The sequence below is a fragment of the Haloferax sulfurifontis genome (genome assembly GCF_014635105.1).
In the GTDB taxonomy this organism is placed as follows: domain Archaea; phylum Halobacteriota; class Halobacteria; order Halobacteriales; family Haloferacaceae; genus Haloferax; species Haloferax denitrificans.
This window is the reverse complement of record NZ_BMCI01000001.1, coordinates 738,490-760,214: the sequence shown is the minus strand read 5'-3', so window position 1 is coordinate 760,214 and position 21,725 is coordinate 738,490. Positions and strand designations below refer to the sequence as shown.

The 21,725-nt window shown below is 62.1% G+C and carries 12 protein-coding genes; 8 read left to right on the top strand and 4 right to left on the bottom strand.

Features of this window, described 5'->3' with window-relative positions:
* Positions 1–355: 355 nt before the first annotated feature.
* Together IEV64_RS03930 and csg are read left to right on the top strand one after the other, a co-directional pair.
* Positions 356–1,885, top strand: coding sequence for a DUF7827 domain-containing protein (locus IEV64_RS03930; protein WP_188423266.1), 1,530 nt, complete (start codon positions 356–358; stop codon positions 1,883–1,885).
* 459 nt (positions 1,886–2,344) lie between these two features.
* On the top strand, positions 2,345–4,804 hold the full coding sequence (gene csg, locus IEV64_RS03925) for an HVO_2072 family ArtA-dependent S-layer glycoprotein (protein ID WP_188423197.1): 2,460 nt from the start codon (positions 2,345–2,347) through the stop codon (positions 4,802–4,804).
* Between the two features lie 349 nt (positions 4,805–5,153).
* Here csg and IEV64_RS03920 read toward each other — a convergent pair whose 3' ends face one another.
* Complete coding sequence (locus tag IEV64_RS03920; RefSeq protein WP_188423196.1) at positions 5,154–5,909, bottom strand: TrmB family transcriptional regulator; 756 nt, start codon at positions 5,907–5,909, stop codon at positions 5,154–5,156.
* A gap of 509 nt (positions 5,910–6,418) precedes the next feature.
* On the opposite strand from IEV64_RS03920, the gene IEV64_RS03915 reads away from it, so the two are divergent.
* Positions 6,419–7,996, top strand: a complete 1,578-nt coding sequence (locus tag IEV64_RS03915) for a hypothetical protein (RefSeq protein ID WP_188423195.1) — start codon at positions 6,419–6,421, stop codon at positions 7,994–7,996.
* Positions 7,997–8,143: 147 nt separating this feature from the next.
* On the opposite strand, the gene IEV64_RS03910 is transcribed toward IEV64_RS03915, so the two are convergent.
* Positions 8,144–10,402 (bottom strand): efflux RND transporter permease subunit, encoded by a 2,259-nt coding sequence (locus IEV64_RS03910; protein WP_188423194.1) that lies wholly within the window; start codon positions 10,400–10,402, stop codon positions 8,144–8,146.
* Between the two features lie 28 nt (positions 10,403–10,430).
* Positions 10,431–11,987, bottom strand: a complete 1,557-nt coding sequence (locus IEV64_RS03905; RefSeq protein ID WP_188423193.1) for a COG1361 S-layer family protein — start codon at positions 11,985–11,987, stop codon at positions 10,431–10,433.
* 394 nt (positions 11,988–12,381) lie between these two features.
* Between IEV64_RS03905 and IEV64_RS03900 the strand changes: the two genes are divergently transcribed.
* From IEV64_RS03900 to IEV64_RS03885, 4 genes are all read left to right on the top strand, one after another.
* Entirely contained in the window at positions 12,382–15,447 is a 3,066-nt protein-coding gene (locus tag IEV64_RS03900) for a right-handed parallel beta-helix repeat-containing protein (protein ID WP_188423192.1), read from the top strand.
* A 307-nt stretch (positions 15,448–15,754) separates the two neighbouring features.
* Positions 15,755–16,948, top strand: coding sequence for a COG1361 family protein (locus IEV64_RS03895; RefSeq protein ID WP_049920634.1), 1,194 nt, complete (start codon positions 15,755–15,757; stop codon positions 16,946–16,948).
* Between the two features lies 1 nt (position 16,949).
* Positions 16,950–17,627, top strand: a complete 678-nt coding sequence (locus IEV64_RS03890) for an ABC transporter ATP-binding protein (protein ID WP_007275978.1) — start codon at positions 16,950–16,952, stop codon at positions 17,625–17,627.
* Positions 17,624–18,766, top strand: coding sequence for an ABC transporter permease (locus IEV64_RS03885; protein WP_007275977.1), 1,143 nt, complete (start codon positions 17,624–17,626; stop codon positions 18,764–18,766). The genes IEV64_RS03890 and IEV64_RS03885 overlap by 4 nt, the downstream gene beginning before the upstream one ends.
* A 100-nt stretch (positions 18,767–18,866) precedes the next feature.
* On the opposite strand, the gene IEV64_RS03880 is transcribed toward IEV64_RS03885, so the two are convergent.
* The gene (locus IEV64_RS03880; RefSeq protein WP_007275976.1) at positions 18,867–19,667 is read right to left on the bottom strand and encodes a UbiA family prenyltransferase; all 801 of its coding nucleotides are present in this window, start codon (positions 19,665–19,667) and stop codon (positions 18,867–18,869) included.
* 367 nt (positions 19,668–20,034) lie between these two features.
* Between IEV64_RS03880 and IEV64_RS03875 the strand changes: the two genes are divergently transcribed.
* Positions 20,035–21,669 (top strand): histidine kinase N-terminal 7TM domain-containing protein, encoded by a 1,635-nt coding sequence (locus IEV64_RS03875; RefSeq protein WP_188423265.1) that lies wholly within the window; start codon positions 20,035–20,037, stop codon positions 21,667–21,669.
* Positions 21,670–21,725: the final 56 nt, after the last annotated feature.

The window sequence follows — 21,725 nt, the reverse complement described above, 5'->3', positions numbered from 1 at the left end:
CGTTTCAGACGTGTGATGGAGGGAAGTGATTTGACAAGACGCTCGGAGTAAAACCTGTGTATACATCTCTACTAACAGTAGCGACACACAACTAATATCTTTTGTGGACACCGGTCGGTGAATCAACAAGAAACCCCTCGTTTGACGGGGTCAATCACGTCAAACGGGCGGTTATCGGGGACCCGTACTGACCGATGACAGAACCCAAACGAAAAACTGGACTCTCAACTGACCTGTGGGCCGCCTGCAGGCGTTTGAGGATGGTGACTGTGACAGAAAGTACTTACTGCCGGACCAGATAGTCAGGGGTATGTGTCCACGGACCCGCTCGATACGAACATTATCTGTTATTTTCTTGTTGATTCTCGGCCTCACGGCGATTCCCGGCGGTGCAATCGCGGTGTCTGCGTCGGAATCGACAGACGAGTCGGTGCGGTTCGCGGACGCCCAACGGATCGAACAGCAAGGCGACTTCGTAAAGCGCACGCTCGTCCTCAACAACACCGACGAAGCCAGACTCCAGATCGCATCTGCGGAAGGTGACTTCTCGGCGACCGTCTCGGCGACCGACGGCTCCGGCGACGGCGCTGTCACCGTGGTGTTCGACACGCGAAACGCAAACGACCCCGACGCCGCCTTCCGCGCGGCGGACGCAAACGACACTGTCTCGGTCCTCACTCGGCCGAGCGCGACCGCCCCGGAGACGCTCCCGACCGGACGGTACAACGTCATCGCCTCCGCCGGCCAGACCCGGATTGCGGACCGTCTCTGGATTGAGCCCCCATCGGTCCGGGGGAGCGCGGTGTGTTCGGTACCGGCCACTCAGCAACCCGATACCATCGACTGTACCGATAGATCACGCGAGGGTGGGTCCCCCGTCGTTGCCGTCGGCGACGACGCGGTCGTGCAGTACCGTGTGAGTGGGCTCGAAAGCTCCGTTCAACGCCCCGCTCCCGGCACGCGGTCGGTGTTCGCGCGTAACGCGTCCACGGGCGCGCACACGACACACGTTGTACAGTGGTCGCCAGAGAGTGACGCTCGTACGGGCCAAACGCTTCGGATTACCTACCGCGGGGGTCCGTCTCCCTCGCTGCACAGCTCACAGCTGGTCGACCACATTGGGATTGATACGGATGCCGACGGTGAGATCGACCGGTCGCTCAGAACCGCCGTCAATCGGTATCAGGTCACGTCTACTGGCGGGCTGACAGTCGCGTTCGACGAACCGATAACAGTCGCGGACAACGAGACACTGCTGTTCGAATACCACGTCGTCAACCCCCGTACGGAAGGCGTAAGCGATGCTTCGGTATCGTTCGGAGGCGAGACCATCCACAGTAGTCTCGAATACGCACCGAATGGTCTCGGTAACGTGGGTCCCGGTGTCGACCTCCGGGTTGAGAGCTCCGAGATGGATCTCATCTCCCCACAGACGGTGTTCGATGTCGCATACGATGCGGAGACCGACAGCCTCAACGTCGTCGCTGACTCCGCCCGCTTGGAAACCGGGACGTACAACGTGACGGTCGCAATCGACAGCGATATCCACGCCGACGGCGAGCAAGTCGTACTGACTGAAGCGTTCACGGTCGCCGAACCGTCGGTAGATGACCTCTCGGCCACCATGTCCGACACGAAGCTTAACGTCTCGGCACGGACCAACCTCGCCCCACAGACCAAGATGGATATCGATCTCACGATGTCGCAGGAAGGAACCACGTATTTCTCGCGGTGCCTGACGACGGTCGGCAAGAACGGCGTCGTCACTTGTAGCTTCGCTCCGCCAGGAACCGGCTCTGCGAACGTCTCGATTAGCTACAACGACACGGTCGTCGCGGGACCGGAAGAAATCGAAATCGAGTCGAACGTGACCACTCGCGGGTGACGCTCTTCCACGCGGTACTGCCGTCGGCTCGCGACTGAAGCTGTGGTCTGTCCGTGGATTCTCGGTCTGACTCGTCTCGGCGGTCGTGGTCTCTTTTCTTGCGTCTCGTGGACCTGTCGAGGGTGAGGCTGCCGTCGTCGTCACGACCGCTCTTGTCGTGTCGTTGTCGGTGGTCGGATTAGTTCGATGCTCGGTGGCGGTCGGGTTCTCGGTCGTCTGCTCCGAGAGTGTTGGCCGGAACCGTCCGCTGACTCTGACTGTATTGTTGCGTGCGGGCGGGCCCGCGTCCGGACGCCAAGTGGAAGACGAAAACGGGGACAGCGACCAAACATGCAATAGAAACAGAAAGCATTTACCAAGGCCGCTTATATCGTTCTACCGTACCCCTGCCCATCCCCCGCTAGTAGGGATCCGCGTTATAGCGAACTGCGCGGAAAATACTGGCGCTACAAGTACACTATGACAAAGCTCAAAGATCAAACGCGTGCGATACTTCTCGCCACGCTGATGGTAACTTCCGTCTTTGCGGGAGCCATCGCGTTCACGGGAAGTGCCGCCGCGGAGCGTGGAAATCTCGACGCTGACAACGAAACGTTCAACAAGACAATTGCATCCGGCGACCGCGTCTTCCTCGGTGAGGAAATTGACACGGACGCCGGCCTCGGTGCTTCGGAGCCGCTTCTGACGGGTGTCTCGGGCAACGCGGAAGGTATCCCCCTTGACCTTACCTCGCCCATCCCGCAGAGTTCGGAGAACCAGCCGCTTGGTACGTACTCCGCTGACGGCAACAGTGGTTCGGCCAACGTCACGCTGCTGGCGCCGCGCATCACCGACAGCGAAATCGTGACGGCCTCCGGTGGCGACGTCACCGGCTCCGCCATCAGCTCGGACGACGCTGACGAACTCTACGTCAACGCGAACTACAACTACGAGTCCGCCGAGAAGGTCACGGTGACCGTCGAAGATCCGAGCGGAACGGACATCACCAACGAGGTCCTGACCAGCTCCAGCGACATCATCAACGACAGCACGGTTGACTCGCAGAACGGTGCCCAGATCGACATGTCCGGTCAGGACGCTGGCGAGTACACGATCATCCTCGAAGGCGCTGAAGACCTTGACTTCGGTGACGCTTCTGAGACGATGACCCTCACGATCTCGTCGCAGGACGAGGTCGGCCTCGAACTCGACAGCGAATCCGTGACGCAGGGTACTGACGTTCAGTACACCGTCACGAACGGCATCGACGGCAACGAGCACGTTGTCGCTATCGACCTCTCCGACCTCCGGAACGACGCCACGACGGAACAGGCCAAGGCGGTCTTCCGTAACATCGGCGACACCTCGGAAGTCGGCATCGCGAACAGCAGCGCTACGAACGCGAGCGGCTCCGCCACGGGCCCGACCGTTGAGACTGCTGACATCGCGTACGCAGTCGTCGAAATCGACGGCGCCAGTGCAGTTGGCGGCGTTGAAACGCAGTACCTCGACGACAGCGACGTCGACATCGAAGTCTACGACGCTGGTGTGAGCGCGACTGCAGCAGTCGATCAGGACGCGACGAACGACATTACGCTCACCGTCGAAGAAGGCGGTGCATCCCTTTCGAGCCCGACCGGTCAGTACGTCGTTGGCTCGGAAGTCGACATTAACGGTACGGCTACCAGCTCCGACAGCGTCGCAATCTACGTCCGCGACGATGGCGACTGGCAGCTCCTCGAAATCGGTGGCAACAACGAAATTAACGTTGACTCCGACGACACGTTCGAAGAGGAAGACGTTGCGCTCTCGGGCCTCGGCGGCGACGGTAGCAGTATCCTGTCGCTGACGGGTACCTACCGCATCGGTGTCATCGACGCGTCGGACGCTGACGTTGGCGGCGACGGTTCCGTCGACGACTCGCTTACGACGTCCGAATTCACCAGCGGTGTGAGTAGCAGTAACTCGCTCCGTGTGACCGACCAGGCCCTCACGGGTCAGTTCACCACGATCAACGGTCAGGTCGCTCCTGTCGCCTCCGGTACGGTTGACGTTAACGGTACCGCCTCCGGTGCCAACTCCGTCCTCGTCATCTTCGTCGACGAGCGCGGTAACGTCAACTACCAGGAAGTGAGCGTTGACAGTGACGGTACCTACGAGGAGGACGACATCACCGTCGGCCTCACGCAGGGCCGGATCACCGCCCACATCCTCTCGGTCGGTCGTGACGGTAACGTCGGTGACGGTTCGCTCCCGCCGGCTAGCAGCAGTGGCGACCTCTCCGAACTGATGACCTACCTTGACGATCTTGACGCAGGTAGCAACAACGGTGAGCAGGTCAACGAGCTCATCGCCTCCGAAACGGTTGACGAGACGGCGAGCGACGACCTGATCGTCACCGAGACGTTCCGTCTGGCCGAGTCCTCGACGTCCATCGACTCGATCTACCCCGACGCCGCTGAAGCGTCTGGCATCAACCCGGTTGCAACCGGTGAAACGATGGTCATCGCTGGCTCGACGAACCTCAAGCCGGACGACAACACCATCAGCATCGAAGTGACGAGTGAAGACGGCACGTCCGTCGCACTCGAAGACACTGACGAGTGGGGCAACGACGGCATGTGGATGGTCGAAATTGACACCACCGACTTCGAGACGGGTACGTTCACCGTGGAAGCCGACGACGGCGACAACACGGACACCGTGAACGTCGAAGTCGTCTCCGAGCGTGAGGACACCACGACGACGTCCTCGGGCGAAACGGAAACGACGACGACCACGGAAGAACCCACTGAAACGACGACCGCCGAGCCGACTGAGACCACCGAAGAGCCGACTGAGGAGACCACCACGTCCTCCAACACGCCCGGCTTCGGTATCGCAGTCGCTCTCGTCGCACTCGTCGGCGCGGCCCTTCTCGCACTCCGCCGCGAGAACTAACGCCGCCACCACTCCTCGTCACTCCGACGAGGATGTGACGACAGCAGACGAGTAACCAACCGGATTCGTTCCGGTCTTTTTATTTTACCCTACCAACCCGAAGAGACGCTTCTGACGAGCGGGAGTCGCCACCGACAGCGCCGAAGTGGAGACCGTAGCCTCAAAGCAGACTCTGAACGGTTAGCTGGTGTGTTTGTCGCACCCGTCTGGGAGGAGCGTCGTGAACAATGGAACCGGTTCTCGCGAACTTCTGGGTCGCAGTCAGAACCTCGGAGAGTGCTCAGGACGTCCCGAAACAGCGAACGCTGTCGGGCGTAAGCGAGTCGGTAGGATAGACGGGAGTGCTATCTCACTCGGCAACGGGGAGACTGCTCGTGAGGAGTTGTGAGAACGCCTCGGCAAACGTCGTGTTTGCGCTCCAAATCGCGATTTCGGGTGCTGACCGGTTGCTACGAACACTCAGTAGGAAGCTATCCGAGTCAACGAGTAACAGTCGCACTGCGTGGTCGCCTTTGGACTGTTGCGGTGGGATCGACACGGTGGACACACAGTCGATCTCCTGCCACTGGTCCGAAATCTCTTGGCCGCTATCCCGAAGCAGATGTACTGAGACGTCGCGCGAACAGCACGAGCGGATTGTCCGCTGGAGTTCGGCATCCGGTTGCGCGAGGTTCTCAGCACCGTAGATCACACGCGCTTCGGCTTCGTCGATGAGTTGACTGGCCCGGCCGATAATCGCCGGCGTGCCCGTAATCGTCCACACGTCTTCGCTCTGTTCGGCCGCCGGAGCGGTCTGCCGTTCGAGCGTCTTGAGCCGGTCGAACGCCGTGTCGCGCTTGGATGCGAATTCGCGACTGAGTTGCGACTCGACTTCGGACAGCGATATCGGCTGGAACACCTGTGGATTCGCCTGTTGGACGCTAATGAAGCCTCGTGACTGCAGTTCTTTGGCCGTCGTATACACCTGCGGTCGGGGGACGTCAGACGTCTTCGCAACTTCGCGCGCCGTCCCCTCTCCGAGTTCGATAAGCGCAGTAAACACCCGAGCTTCATACGTAGACAGACCGAGCTCGATGAGCGCATCGATCGCTTCGCTGTTATCCATGGGTAGAGTTCCTCTCGGAGAGAGGTAGCGGTTTGGGTACTTGTCTCCCTTGGTCTCGGCCGTTCGCCGGGTGGATGCGCCACAGAGGTACGAACGGTGTCGATTCTGGAACGGCGGGGCTGGTCGGCTCCGCCGGGACCGAGTCGTATCGCAACGAAGCGGAGACTGCGTGGGACGCGGTTGGGACCGAAATAGATTAGTATCGATAGCTCTGAGAAAAACAAAGGTTGGCGTCGGGCCAGCCTCTGTATGGGCAGTCATCGGATCGATCCAACTAGGCGTGTCATTGGCCGGCTGTTTGACGGCCGTAACGCGGGTAATCGTACACCGATTTGCTTACTCGTAACGACAAGCCAGTAACACTCCATCTTGGGTTGGTGGCTCCCGATCTCGGGACCGTATTGGCCCGTATCCTTGGAGCCACCTTGTTGGTCCCCTCTGAATTTCAACGATGATAGCTGGGTCTGTAGATTTATCTTCGAAACGCCCACTGGCTAGTGTATTCGAACATGGACTCCAAGCACGTGGGTTGGGTGGCCGCAGTTCTGCTGATACTCTCTTTTACTGCAGGGATAAGCGCCGCGGCGGAGCCATCAACGACGACCGGAGACGGGGCTATCGGCGTCCCGGACACACACCAGCAGGTCGAACGGAACAACTCGACCGAGCGCTCAGAGCCGAACCTGACGCTGGTACTCGAAAACCGGACTGTTGCCGACGGTGACACGGTCACGACGGGCGACAACCCCGAACTCACGGTTCGAGCGAACGGGTCGGCAGTGATCGAGTTGCTCGTCGTCCGCGTGGATGGTGACAGCAGGCGGGTCTATACCCCGAACAGCACCGCGGTTCAGGAAACGGCAACGCTCGAGATGACCGCTGGTGAGCACGCGCTGGAGGTCCTCGTAAAGCAAAACGGGAGCACTACGACCCGACGGATAACGGTAATCGAAGATTCGATCGCCCCGGCGATAGTGTTCACGTCGCCGTTCCGGACGGGCAACACCAGTATCTACGACCGTCCCGAGACCAACTATACGATAAACCGGTCTCGAATTAGCCTCGACGGGACGATCTACGACCACTCGGACGTCGAGCAGGTGTCGATCGAACTGCGCTATCACGGTCAGGGCGTCGAGGCGCCCTGGGGCTTTCGAAAACGCGTCGTGATCGACGATCCGAACGGGTCGATTTCCAGACCGCTTCGGCTGGGGCCGTTCGACGAGCGCGTGGATGCTGGCCAAAACAGTCTCAGGGTATCGGTGCTCGATTCGCGCGGCCACCGCCGCCACTACGACGTCGACCTCTACGTTATGGACGAGACACCGCCGTCGATTGAGATACTCAACCAGAGCCTCATCAAAACGCGCTCCGCGGTTCGGCTGACAATCCGGGTGACGGACGCGGTCGGCATCCGTTCGGTCGGCGTTCGTCGAGGGTCGGCGGACGGCTCGGGGTTGAACTACGAGATTCAGCCGAAGCCAATCGGTTCACGGCCGATCGAACACACGTTCACGAAGACGATCCCACTCGCGGGGGACAGTCGAAACATTACCATCGTTGCGGACGACGGCACCGAGAACGCGACGACACGCGAACTCGAGGTGAACGTTACCCAACTCGTGCGCCCGACTATCGAACTCCGGCCGGACACGATTCGGGTCAGCGATGACCGCGTCCACGTCGAAGGCCGCGTGTACGACGGCCGCGTTACCAGCGTGTACGCCGAGACGGTCGGACCGACCGGCAACACCGTCGATTTAGCGCAGATTTACGGTGGGGGCGTGACCAGCGACGTTCGCATCAACGAAACGCTCCAACTGGACGGCTATCCGACACGTATCCGGGTCCGCGCGACCGATTCGACCGGGAGGGAACACATCGAGACGATTCAGGTCGCACCGCCGAACGCAACGGCCGACGAACCGACCGCGTCGACAACGACCCCAGCCGGGTCGGTGCGAACGAACACGCCGTTACCCAGCGTCCCCTCGGAGTCCTCGTCGGACGGACTCATCGGCACATTCGTCGAGATGGTCAGGAACCTGATTTCGACGGTTTCGTGGGGCGCGTCTCTCGGGGCGTGACCGAGAGCGTATCGCAGACCCCCGGTGGGTCTGACGTTGTCCATCCCGTGCGTTGCCTCCGCCTCCGGAGGTCGGTCATCGACGAGAGCGGCGGCCCCCTCGCGCGTTAGCGCGGGGGACGGAAAGAAAAGCGGGGCGGAGTCACACTCACGACGAGCGCATGGCGGTCACGCGCTCGGCGATCGAGTCCAAGAGGACGAGCGTCGGGGGGAGGGTCACCAGCGACGCGATGAGCGTCAGGAACACGACGCCGACGGTCAGGAACCCGAACCCGCTGAGAATTGGGAACGGCGACAACACCAGCGCCGAGAAGCCGAACACGGTCGTCATTCCCGACACGCTGATTGCCTTCCCGACCCGCGTGGCCGCCGTCTGGACGGCGTCGAGTCGACTGACGCCCGCCTGCTGTTTCTCTTCGTAATACCGGTCCATCACGATGATGGTGTACTCTGCGCCGATTCCGACGGTCATCGCGCCGAGACTCGCGCCGAGCGGCGAGACCGGGATGTTCAGCAGATACATGTAGATGTTCTGCCAGCCGATGACGAACACCATCGGAATGAGCGGGGCGACGGCCTTCACCAGGTCGCGATAGTACAGGAGGAGCAGGATAAACACGAACAGGACTCCCAGTCCGGTCGTCACGTTTCGTGAGTTGATCTGCTCTACGATGGAGGGCGTCGAAATCGCGGCGGTACCCGTGACCTCCGCCGTCACGCCGGGGGGCGGGCTACTGTACGCGATTGACTCACGCGTGTTCTGGAGGAACGACAGTGCCTGCTGGGTGCTCATGTCCTGTGCGGAGTAGACCGTGATATGTGCGCGTCCGTCGTTGTAGTACTGTAGCCTCTGTGCCTCCGGCACGGTTTCGAGCACGCGCTTGACGCCGCTTTCGGTACGCGGGAGTTGCCCCCCGTTGTACTGCATGATCAGCGTCGCCGGCGAATCGACGCCTTGGACGAGCGGGGCCTGTGTCGCGACGTGCTGGAAGTCGAGCATCCACTGCAACGTCGTCGGGTGTTTGAGGTGCGTGCCGGTCACGAGGACGTCGTAACTCGTGCTCGAGCCGCCGCCGGTAACGGAGCGGAACTGTTGGAGGTCGATATACGCCGGGAGGTCCTGCGGGATGAACCCTTCCGTATCCGCGAGCGTGTCGAGCGACCCGCTGGCCTGGAAGCCCACGACGGCGATCAACAGCGCGATGCCGAGGACGAGCACTGGGTGACTTGCGAGTAGCCGGGCCGAACGGCCGAGCAGTTGTCCAACGAGGCCGACCCGGTCCGAGTCGTGTTGGGACTGCGTGGCCGTGGCCGTCGTCGGGGCGTCATCTTCGCCTCCGTCCGGCGTTTGCGTTTCCTCCGTCGAGTCGTCCTTCCGGCGAACCCAGAGGGTGAGAAGCGGGAGGAGGACGATGATCCCCGCGGCGAACGTGAGGAGCACGCCGAAGATCGATGTCTGCGCGAACCAGATGATAGACGGGGACGACGTCGAGACCCACGTCGCTCCGAACCCTAAGGCGGCGGCGAGCATGGCGACGAAGACGGGTGGGCCGATTCCGCTCAGCGCTTCCGGAAGCGCCTCACGCGGCGGATGGCTTTCGAGTTCCTCCTCGTACCGCTCGTGGAACTGGACGGAGTAGTCGATGCCCAGTCCGATCAAGATGGGGAAGACCGCGCTGGTCATCGTCGAGTTGGGGACTCCCGCGTACCCGATCGCCCCGAAGGTGTAGATAACGCCCACGAAGACGGCGACGATCGGGAGGAGGCGGAGGCGGACGCCGCGGAACAGGAAGAACAGCGCCACGACCATGAGCCCGATGGCGAGCCCGAGCAACTGCTGTGTACTCTGCTGAATGAGCGTCGAGAGCTGTGCAGAGAACGCGGCACTGCCGGTAACGGTCACCGTCGTTCCGGCGGGGAACTGCGCCCAGTCAGTCGCCTCCACGGCTTGCGTGTAGATGGGACGCTCGTCTTGCTGAGTGAGTCCCGTATCGAAGACGATCTGGACCACGGTGTAGTCCGGTGACCCGATCACGTCCCGAATCTTCGCCTCCGAGTCGGGGATTCGCCCGTACTCTTGTCGGATCTGATCGGCCGGGCTCGTTACTGCATGGACGTTCGCCTTCGTCGACATCTCCCGGTCGACGCGGTCTATCGCGTGGATCGTCCGCGGCTCCGTGATATCTCCCCGCACGAGGATGGCGACGCTCCCCCGGTCGAACGACTCCGAAAAGGCGTTGTACGTCGGGTTGTCCGCGACGAACGCGGCGTCGCCAGTGACGCTCGTGATCTGTGCGGCACCGCCGAACGCACTGAATATCAGCAGGACTGCGAGGATGAGCACCGCGACTGGTCGCTGTTGGACCTGCTGGCCGACCGACCTGAATACCTCGCGTAGCTTATCCATGGTTACTCCTTGTTCCGTCCATAATCCGTCATCGGCGGCGGTAGACGACGGCTATCGCGCCGATTCCGAGTAGTGCGAGGACCCCGATGACCGACATCGGAATCGGGAGTCCGCCGCTCGACGGGGACAGGGCGATGCCGACCGGCAGTCCGTCAGTGTATTTCGTGTCGCCGTCGGCCTCGTCGTACCGGACCTCGACCGAGGCGTCGTAGGCTTTGACGATCGCTCCCGAGGCGGCGCTGACGGTGAACGTCGCCGTCTTCGTTTCTCCCGGTTGCATCTCGCCGAGATACGCGCCGTCGTCGGACGTCGAAATCGGGTCGCTCACGAAGAGCTTGGCGTTGGCCGCCGAGACCGGCTCTTCACCGTTGTACTGGACCTCGACGTCCACTGTCTTCGTCGTCCCCGGCGAGACGCTCGTGCTGACGTTCACGACCGAAAACGGGTCCTGTTCCGCTCCGATCGATATCGACTTGCGAATCGGTGAGGACGTCCTCACGTCGCCGTCTTGGTTCTCGTATTCGACGATGAACGGGAACGTGTTCGTCCCCGGCTCGGCGCTCGCCGGAATCGAGACGGTAAAGGAGACCGGTTGGGACTCGCCCGGTTCGAGGTCACCGATCGCGGACTCGCCGTTCGTCGGCGTCACAACCGCCGTGTTGCCGATACGGACGGCGACGTTGCTCACGGACCCACTGCCCGTGTTCACGACCTGTGCGTCGATCTTCGCCTCGCCTTCGTCGACTCTGAAGCGTTTCGTTTCGATGTCTCTGATCTCGAACGTCCGCTCGGGTTTGACCGTGACTCCGGTCGTCAGCGTATCCGAGGTCTCGGTAACACCGTTTTGGTTCTCGTACGACACGGCGAGGTCGATGGGGTACGACCCGGCTTGGGTTTCTGCCGCCGCACCGACTTGGACAGAGAGGTTCGTCCGCTCACCCGGCTGAAGCGACGGAACGTACAGGCTCGTCGACGACTGCGGGTTCTGCGTCGTTCCGAAGAAAACCGTCGGCGACTGCGTCGTGACCTGGACCGAAGACGACGTGGCGGTTCGCGTCCCCGTGTTTTCGAGCGTGAACGAGAGCCGGCCGGTGTCACCGGCGAACACCGCGTTATTCTCGTCGTTCACGACCTCGAACTGCGGACGGTCTTCGACCTCGACCGTCACCGACTTCTCTTTCGTGACCGTCCGCCACACGTATTCCGGGCCATCGACGTCGCCGTACGTGACCATCCGGACGTACTTGTACTGTACTTCGACGGGAATCTCGTAGGTCCCCGGCTCGGCGGCACCGATTTCGACGTTGAAATCGAATCGAGCGGTTCCCGAATCCGGGATTGCGCCCGCCGTCACGGTCCCCGTTTTCACGTCGATCGGCGCGTCGATCTGGTCTTCGAGAACCTCCATCTGGACGCTCTGTGCGGTCTGAACCTCCTGTTCGTACTGCGCTGGCCCACCCTGTTCGAGCCGTCCGTTGTTACTTGCGACAATCGACAGCGTCGCGGACTCACTCGACCGGTAGGTGTTGTCCGACACGCTCAGCGAGAGCTCCGGATTGCCGTACACTGAACTCTCGGCCGACACGGGAACTGCCGCGATTGACGTTACTACTAGCACACAAAGGAGTATCGCTGATTTGTTCCGTACCATCTTGGTGATTTGTGTTAGTTATCTAACTGCCGACTCGTCGGTCGACCGACCGAGTCTTCACTGTCTCCGACGTTCGATTTCACACCTGAGACGTGATTCGTTGAGGCCTAAAACTCTATCGAACGGTCGTTCTATAAGATTTATTTTGTATATTATTAGATATTAGTCGTCGAGGTAGCGGTCTCGACCTCGGGCCGGCGACGGATACTCGGGGAAGGGAAAACTAAATCCGTATCCTGACCTATCAGGGTGTAAGACAAACGTGGTGACTAACAAACTGATCCCGTGGGCTGTGGCGCTCGCTGTCGTCTGTACGCTTTTCGCCCCCATGTTGAGCGCGTCGGCCATGGCGGCACCCTCTGGGGTCACGTTCGTCGAATCACCGATTCAGTCGGACACGACGTGGACCGAAGACGGCGGACCCTATCGCCTCATCCGGAGTGTCGCTGTCGAACCCGGCGCGACGCTGACTATCCGCCCCGGAACGGAGGTCCAACTCGCGGAGGGCGTCTCGCTCACGGTCCGGGGGTCGTTGCGCGCGACCGGCACCGAAACGCGGCCCGTGCTGATTACGCAGAGTGCGGCCTCCGGGCGGGACCTCAGATGGGAGACGATTCGCTACAACGGCTCCGAGTCGTCGACGCTCTCGTTGCGAAATACCACGTTACGAGGCGGTCGAAGCGGGATTACGACCACGAGCGGGGAGGGAGCAGTCACCATCACCGACTCGCGTCTGCAAAACTTTTCTGTGGCCGGGCTCTCCGCGAACGGCACGACGACGCCCCCGGTGACGATAACGCGGTCGACGCTTACCGAAATCGGCGGCCACGCGATTCGCGCGAGCCCGTCGATCGGGGCCGTCGAAGAGGTCGAACTCGACTCGACGGACCGACGCCGGAACCGGACCGCACGGCACACGCTCAGGCTCGCCCCCGGCGTCGGCGTCTCGATGGAGACGATTCGCTTGCGGTATCCGGCCGAGCGGTCGGTAGCCGACATCGAGACTGGGTCGCTTCGTCGCATCGGCCTCGATACCGACAACGACGGAGACATCGACCAGTCGCTCGACGATGCCGTCTCGGACGTGTCGGTCAGCGGGCGTCACGTGGAAATCTCGCTATCGCACTCGACGTACGTATCGAGTCGGGACCGGCTCATCGTCGAGTTCGATGGGGTCGTGAACCCGCGGACGCGCGGGGTGTACCCGGTCGGGGTCAGCCTGCTCGAACGCCGGATTCCGCAGTTATCCGACGGGGTCCACGCGATGTACGTCGTCGGCGCGGAGACGACGCCGTACGCGTACGCGCCGCCGACCGACCTCACGCGCGTCCGGGGGATTACCGTCAGCGACTCCGAGTTCGAGGAGATCGACGGCGCGGGGCTGTTCGCCGACGCGGATATCGCGACCGGCATCCGGGTCAGCGACAGTCGGTTCATCGACGTGCGGGGAGACGGCGTGGCGATACGGGCCGCCCAGAGCGAAGGCAGTTTCCGAGGTAACAGCTTGCACGCCGGCGACGCGGGAATCCACGTCGAGACGCGGACGCAGACGACGCTGGTCGCAAACGAAAACCGGATTTCGGAGTCGGAGACCGGGATTCGCGTTCGGCAGTCCGAGCGGCGTGACCGTGGCGTCACGCGAGTGACGCTTCGCGGGAACGAGTTGGTCGACAACGACCGCAACGGGCTCGAAATCCAGTCCGAAACGAGCGAGGGCGAACTGTGGCTCACGGACAACGTCATCAGCGAAAACGGAGAACACGGGGTCGCGCTCTCCAACTGGGCGATCAGGAACGGTCGGGTGACCGGGAACCGAGTTCTCAACAACGGTGAGGACGGAGTCGCGGTCAACAGCCACGTGGTCCGAAACGTCACGCTGTCACGAAACCGAATCGCCGAGAACGGCGGCGACGGTCTCGACGTGTTCGTGCGCGCATTGGCCCGTGATTTCGTCGCGACCAACAACACGATTGTCGACAACCGCGGCCACGCGCTGACGGTGCGCTCGGACCTCCTCGTGCACCGCGTTACCGTCGCGGGGAACCGCCTCGCGAACAACGGCGGTGCCGGGGTTCTCGTTTCCAGTCCGCTCACCCACAGCGGCCAACTCACCGTGTCGGACAACGTCATCGCCGCGAACGGCTACGGGCTCGTGTCCCGCGGCACCCTGAACGCGACGGTTCGGAACAACGACATCGTGTTCAACACGAATACGCACGTCCGACCGCCAGCACTCGACGGCGTCGCCCCCGGAACCGGACTCTACGTCGCCGAGGGGTCCCGCGGTGCGATTCTCGACCAGAGCGATGTCGACGCCCCGTTCGAGGAGCTCGTTGCGAACCCGCAACTCCGGCAACAGATCGAAATCGCGACGCTCTGGGACGATACGGTCGCCGTCCTTCGCACCGACGGCGTGAGCCACACCCGGTCGACGGCCGAGGGCGCAGTCGATATCCGCCGTGTCGACGACTCACTGCCGACGGGTATCGAGCTCTCGTACGGCGAGGCGGACGCCGACCGCTACCGAATCGCTAACAACGACGTCTACGGCCACGACACCGGGATGGATATCAACATCTCCCGGCTCGTCACGGCGAACGCGACGGCGCGAATCGTCACCGACTCGATACGGACCGTCAACGCGGAGTCGAACTACTGGGGGGCCGCGAGCGGGCCGTATCACTCCTCTATCCTGCCGGAAGGCGACGGCGACGAAATCACGATTACCAACGGCTGGGTCGACTTCATCCCGGTCGCGGACGCCCCGATTGGGCAACGGTACCGACGGCCGACCCCGCGGCTCAGTACACCGTCGACTGCGGTCGCGGGGAGTCAAATCCAGCTCTCGGGGGCCGAAAGCGCGGCGGAGACCGGCTCGGTCTCGGAGTACCATTTCGTCGTTAACGGGACGAGCCACACGACGCGGGAGCGCGCCGGACTCAGCCTCCGCATGCCGAACGAGACGCTTACGGTCGCACTCAGCGTCGAAGACGGCCTCGGAATCGACAGCAACGAATCCGCGACGGCACGGATTCGCCCGGTACCGGCGACCGGCTCGGAGTCAGCGGATTCCACCGAGACCGCCGCGGCCCTGACCGAGCCTGAACCGGGGGCGGCCTCCGGGACTGGCCTCCTCTCCGCGTGGGGTCTCCTCGGCGGCGGCTGTTTCTTGGCCGCGCTCTTCTTCGGCGGGTACGGAATGGTTCGGACGGTTCGAAGCCAACCGGTACCGATGCGCGGGCTGTTCGTCCAGCTACTCGCCGGGTTCGGAATCCTGGTCTGGCTCGTCGCCGGAGTCGTGGGGTCGACACGGCTCGTGTTCGTTGCCGGCGTCGCCGGGATACTGTGGATCGGACTCACCGGCACCGCGTATCTCGTCGCGACTCGGACCTGACGTCTCGTCGGGGCGTCTGTTCGAGCGTCCGGTTTTTTCCCGAGACGTCGGCGGCGTGTTGAAACCGACAAACGGGTATCAGATTCACCGACTGCGACGGTATCTATGGGTGATTTGGGTCTAAGTAGTGAAAAGACTCATTTATTCTTGGCTCGCTGATTTGTTCTGTAGAAATGGAGCGACGCAACCAGATGGTCCCACTGATCGATCGGCCCTCCAAGAAGCAGACACCGCTGACGCGGTCGGTTCGGCCCGGCAGGCGAACCGACGGCGGTCGTCAAACGACTGTGACGTCCGGGTCGTGCGCATGACGCGGAGTCGTGGTGTTCGGCCCGCTGTCGCGGGGGCAGTCGCGCTGTTGGCCGTCACGAGCATCCTCGTCGGCGGTCCCTCGGCAGTGAGCGCCCAGTCGGGGCAAATCGTGGTCAACTCGACGACAGTCGAACCGAGTGAGCCGTACGTCGGCGAGTCGGTCACGGTTCGCGCGACCGTCTCGAACTTCGAGAGCAGTTCCGGCGGCGTGGACCTCAAAGAGGTCACGCTCCGTTCGGGCGGTCGCATCGTCGCCGAAGCGAACAACCTCGGAACGCTCGGGCCGGGTGGCTCCGTCGACGTGCCGCTGTCGACCACGTTCACGAGCGCCGGAGAGAAACAGCTCAGAGTCCACGTCTCCGGCCGCCACGAAAACGGGAACGTCATCAACGTCGAGTACCCGGTCATCGTGGAGGTCGAAGAACGGGACGTGCGAGCCGGGCTCTCCGTGACCGAGCAGACGAACGACACCGTCAACGTGGAGTTGACCAACTACGGGAACACGAACCTCTCGAACGTCGAAATCACCGCGTCGGTAAACGACTCTCAGGTCGCCCAGCGGTACACTGCGAACCTCGGCCCGGACACGAACCGCTCTGTCGTGTTCGACACCGACGATATGAGCGACCAGGTCGTGCTGTTCACCGCGACGTACACCGTCGACGGAGAGACGTACACGACCTCGCTGTCGAAGGAGATAGACGACGAGTCGGTCCCCGGCGAGATTCGACTGACGAGCATCGAGACCACGCGAACCACCGGCTCCGTGACGATACAGGGCGACGCCGCGAACGTCGGGAACACGGACGCGAGCTCGGTCTTGCTGACTGTCAAGGAGACGGAAAACGTGTCCCACGGCTCGCCGTCCGGCGGCTACTTCGTCGGGCGCGTAGAGGGGAGCGAGTTCGCCACGTTCGACCTGACCGCACAGCTCAGCGGCGAGCCGACCACCGTCCCCATCGAGGTGTCCTACATCGTGGACGGCGACCGCGTGACGACGACACAGGAGGTGCCGATCGATTCGAGCGGCGCCGGCGCCACGCCCGCCGCCGGCGGTCCCCAGTCCAATCGGGGTCAGGGTTCGGGCGGGTCGTCGGGTGGTCTCCCGCTTTCGTTGCCCGTTATCGGGGGCGTGCTGGTGGTCGTCGTACTCGGCGGAGTTGGCATCTATCGCTGGCGCCACCACTAGCATGAGTGTCATCGAACTCACTGACGTCGTGAAACGCTACCAGAACGGCGAGGAGGTCATCGCCGCGCTCGACCACGTCGACTTCCAAGCCGACCGCGGTGAGATGGTGACGATCATCGGCCCGTCGGGCTCCGGGAAGAGTACCATGCTGAACATGATCGGGTTGCTCGACACGCCGACAGAGGGGACGGTCCACCTCGACGGTCGCAACGTGACCGACTTCACCGAGGACGAGCTGACCGAAGAGCGTCGGTCGGGTATCGGGTTCGTGTTTCAGGACTTCCACCTGTTGCCGATGCTGACCGCGACCGAAAACGTCGAGCTTCCCTCGATGTGGGACACCTCGGTCGACCGGCACGACCGCGCGCAGGACCTCCTACAGCGAGTGGGGCTCGGCGACCGACTCGACCACACACCCGATCAGCTGTCGGGCGGCCAGCGACAGCGCGTCGCCATCGCGCGGGCGCTGATCAACGAGCCGGACATTCTCCTCGCCGACGAGCCGACGGGGAACCTCGACCAAGCCACCGGAGAGACGATTCTGAGCGAGCTGACTCGGTTAAAAGAGGACGAGAACGTCGCGATTGTCGCGGTCACCCACGACGAACAGATGCTGGAGTACACCGACAGCACCGTCCGACTCGTCGACGGCGTCATCACGGAGGTCTCCGGGCGATGAGCGTCGTCGATTTCCTCTGGCGGTTCCCCAGCGTCCAGATGGCGTGGCGGAACCTCGGCCGGAACAAACTGCGGACGGTGTTAGCCGCGCTCGGCATCATCATCGGCGTGGTCTCCATCTGCTCGCTCGGGATGGCGACGGCCGCAATCCAGCAACAAGCGACGTCGCAACTGGGAAGCATCGGCAACGAGGTGTCGATAACGTCCGGTCAGGACAGCGACACGGACGGAGTGACCGACGACCAGGTCGATACGATGCGGAATCTGGTGACCGACGCGGAGGTGGTCCCCCAGAAGACGAACTCGACGACTGTCTCGTCGCGAAACGGACGGGAGGTGCGGGTGAGCGTCACCGGGGTGACGAACGCGGCGGCGCTGTACAACCTCACCTCGGGTGAAGCGCCCACCCGGCTGTTGAGCGGCGCACTCCTCAGCAACAGCACCGCGACCACCCTCGGCATCGAGGAGGGAGACCCCGTCGAGTACGACGGCCAACTGTACCGCGTACAGGGCTTAATCGAGGAAGAAAACGCGTTCGGCTTCGGCGGCGGCGAACTCGTGTTGCCCGAGTCCGCCCTCTCCGACCAGAACCACTACGACGTCGTGACGATTGTCGCCGCGGATAGCTCGACCGCGACCGAAATCGGCGGGGAGTTAGACGAGTACTTCAACACCGACGACGAAGAGGAACTCAGCATCAACACGTTCGGCAACGCCGGCCAAGTCGGCGGGTTCTTGGAGACGCTTTCGCTCGCCCTGCTGGCAATCGGCGGCATCTCGCTCGTCGTCGCGAGCGTCGCCATCCTCAACGTGATGCTGATGAGCACGGTCGAACGCCGCGGCGAAATCGGCGTCCTCCGTGCGGTCGGGATTCGGCGCTCCGAAGTGCTCCGGATGATTCTGACGGAGGCCGCCCTGATGGGCGCGCTCGGAGGGCTCATCGGCGTGCTCCTCTCGCTTGCGGCGGGGCTCGTCATCTTCCAGATGATTACAGGAGACCCGCTCGGGGCGTTGCAGTGGAGCGGTTTCCAGTATCTGGTGTACGGGTTCGGCTTCGCCGTCGTCGCGAGCATCCTCAGCGGGGTCTACCCCGCGTGGAAAGCGGCGAACGACCGGCCGGTCGACGCGTTGAGAGGCTGAGACCCCCGCCGCAAAGCGGGGTCCGCGGCGTCACGTCGCATCACGTGGCGTCGCACCACGTCGCGCAACGTCGTGTCGCATCGCGTCGCATCGCGTCACGTCACCCGCGGGCGGAGCTCTGACTCGTCTCAGACGACGGGCCCCGCCTGTGTAGCCGCGTGAGATGGCGGAACACCGAGAGCGAAAGCAAGTAGCAGACGACGAGGCCGGCGACGAGCGGCCCGGAAACGGCCCAGAACACGGCCACGCCGCCCGCTTTCAGGAGTCGAACTAACACCGACGCCGTTCGGGGTCCTAAGTAGCCCGCGAGCGTGGTCTTATTCGCGTGTGTGTCTCCGGAGATGTCCTGGATGTTGCGGGACTCGACTCCGGCGGCGGTAATCAGAAACCACCCGAAGAAGACAGCCGCGCCGTCGAGCGAATACTGCAGGGGTGTCGCCGCGACGACCGAAAAGACGGCCACGAACGCCCAAGTGAACCCGACGCCGATGGAATCGAGCGTCGGATAGCGCTTCAGCCACCCGTAGCTTCCGAGTACGACGAGGGGAATCTGGGCGAACAGTAGGTCGCTGGCAGTCGCGGTTCCCGCCTGAAACACCAGCAGGCAGACCACCAGTTCGTAGCCGACTAACGCGAGCAGTTCCGTCGCGAACAGCCCCCGCTGGTACCGCCGGACGAGCTTCGTCCGGTGCGGTTGGTTTATCTCGTCTTCGGCCGTCCCCCCGCGTCGGTCTTCGACGTATATGAAATAAAACAGGAGTGGCGCGAGCAGGAGCCCGCTCCCGATTGAGCGAGGGTCGACACCCATCGCTAGCCCCGAGACCCCGACCATCGCGGCCGAGAGCAAACACAGCCAGATGTTCAACTGAAAAAACAGGAACCGTGCGTCGGCTACCCTCATCTCAGTAATGCTCCTCCCCGAGAGCGGAGGTGACAGATCGGAGACTGCCGTCGTGGGAACCAGTCCGTACCGTTCATCTCTCGGAGCAATCTCGCCGCTCGTACTATACTTGTTTGGTCACCGGTCTACAGGAGTCCTCAGGGAGACCGGGCGAGTGCTTCGAGACGTGAGCGCGGATGCGGGCGTTCCCCGTAGCGAGAAGGGGTAGAATCGCCGTTCCTGTCGCCACACTGGCGTCACTGGATGGGCGCTCCAGCATGAATTGTGGATTATATTACAGGTCTCCCAAAAGAATAATTAGCTCGATAATGCTGGTATAGAATACGTGCTTGACCGATGGCTCACCCCTGAAATCGCTGTCGTCCTGATGTACCTTGGGGTGATTCCATCGGTCGTGAACTGCCATCTCCTCTGGCAAGAACGCGATAAACCGGGCGTCATCTGGTTTATCCTCTCGATGGCCACCGGCGGTCTCTGGTCGTTGCTGTTCGCGACGTTCACACTTATCCCGGACCCACAGCTCACGTTAGCGGTTGCAAACTTCTTCTGGGTGATGATTCCGACCGCCGCAGTGACGCTTTTCTTACTCGCCTACGAGTTCGTCTTCAAACAGACCGTCTCCCGGACCGTCGTTTACGTCCTGTTCAGCCCGATACTGCTTCTGTTTGTCATCTCGTGGGTTAATCCGTACGAACTGGTGTTTACGAGTGCATACTACGCGACCGCGGACGGTATCTTACACTTTCCAATCTTCGATGGCCCGATCAAGTTCCTCGTGACGAAGGTCTACGGCTACCTGCTCGTGTTTCTGGCGGCCGGTATGTTCGTCGGAGAACTGCTCCGGACGAGCGGCACGCAACGCCGACAGACCGTCTATCTCTTAGTCGTGTTTTCGATGCTCGTCGGTTCGACGGTAGTGAAAGTCGTGGGACTCGTCCCGATTTATTTCGACCCCACGTCAGTTCTGTACTCGTGTTCCGGGCTCTTTTTCGCGTATTCGATTCGGGAACACGGGTTACTGAAGTTCGTTCCCGTCGCTCGGGAGCAGACGTTCGAAGAGATCACCGACCCCATCTTCGTGGTCAACTCTGCGGGCTACATCGTTGATGCGAACCAATCGGGACACCAACTGTCAGGACGGCGCCTCATCGGTACCAAACTCGAGGAGTTCATCTGCGACGCTTCGGTGCTTTCGGACGAGGAGACCACCGACGTCATCAAGTTAGCGGTAAACGGTGGAACGCGAACGTTCTCGATTGAGACGTCGGCGATTTCCTATGGCCGGGGAGTGACCGGAAAAATCGTCGTGTTGAGCGACATTACGGCCCTCAAAGAGCGCGAGGAAGAATTGGACCTCCTCAAACAAGTCCTGTCGCGTATCTTCCGTCATAACATTCGAAACGACCTCAACGTGATTGCGGGCTTTGCGGCCATCATCCGAGACTCGACGGGTGGTGAGACCGCTCAGTCGGCGGGTCGCATACATACGCGTGCGATGAAAGTCGTCGAACAAGCGGCCAAAGCGAGGAAAATCGAGACCGTGCTGTCGTATTCTGAGACGGACCGCCGTTCGCTCAACGAGTATCTACTCAAGCTGAGACAAAACGTTCCGGCCGAATTTCTGAAATCCGTCTCGTTCGACGTCGATGACGTCGTCGTTGACGCACATCCACGATTCGACCTCGCACTCGCCGAGTTAATCGAGAACGCCGTGTCTCACCATTCCGGCGACGAACCGATCGCCGTGCGCGTCACGACCGATGTGTCCCCGTCGGAAGTGACGATTATCGTCGAGGACAACGGACCGGGCCTCCCGCCATCCGAGTTCGCCGTCTTGGAAGCCGGCGAAGAGACGGACCTCGAACACGGCTCCGGCATCGGCCTGTGGCTGGTGTACTGGATCGTCTCTCGCTCGGACGGGACGCTGAGCGTGGAAGCGTCCGACTCCGGCACGCAAGTCCGAATCCGACTGAGCCGACCGGACGCCGCCGCTGACCGTTGAGACGCTCCCGAGACGGATGCGTCGTCTATTCGTTTGTCGGATTTGTTTCGTCTGGA

Excerpts from the sequence above, each read along its gene's own strand:
- IEV64_RS03910 (WP_188423194.1), bottom strand. The coding sequence starts at position 10,402 with ATGGATAAGCTACGCGAGGTATTCAGGTCGGTCGGCCAGCAGGTCCAA.
- IEV64_RS03915 (WP_188423195.1), top strand. The coding sequence starts at position 6,419 with ATGGACTCCAAGCACGTGGGTTGGGTGGCCGCAGTTCTGCTGATACTC.
- IEV64_RS03895 (WP_049920634.1), top strand. The coding sequence starts at position 15,755 with ATGACGCGGAGTCGTGGTGTTCGGCCCGCTGTCGCGGGGGCAGTCGCG.
- IEV64_RS03900 (WP_188423192.1), top strand. The coding sequence starts at position 12,382 with ATGTTGAGCGCGTCGGCCATGGCGGCACCCTCTGGGGTCACGTTCGTC.
- IEV64_RS03920 (WP_188423196.1), bottom strand. The coding sequence starts at position 5,909 with ATGGATAACAGCGAAGCGATCGATGCGCTCATCGAGCTCGGTCTGTCT.
- IEV64_RS03890 (WP_007275978.1), top strand. The coding sequence starts at position 16,950 with ATGAGTGTCATCGAACTCACTGACGTCGTGAAACGCTACCAGAACGGC.
- IEV64_RS03885 (WP_007275977.1), top strand. The coding sequence starts at position 17,624 with ATGAGCGTCGTCGATTTCCTCTGGCGGTTCCCCAGCGTCCAGATGGCG.
- csg (WP_188423197.1), top strand. The coding sequence starts at position 2,345 with ATGACAAAGCTCAAAGATCAAACGCGTGCGATACTTCTCGCCACGCTG.
- IEV64_RS03875 (WP_188423265.1), top strand. The coding sequence starts at position 20,035 with ATGTACCTTGGGGTGATTCCATCGGTCGTGAACTGCCATCTCCTCTGG.
- IEV64_RS03880 (WP_007275976.1), bottom strand. The coding sequence starts at position 19,667 with ATGAGGGTAGCCGACGCACGGTTCCTGTTTTTTCAGTTGAACATCTGG.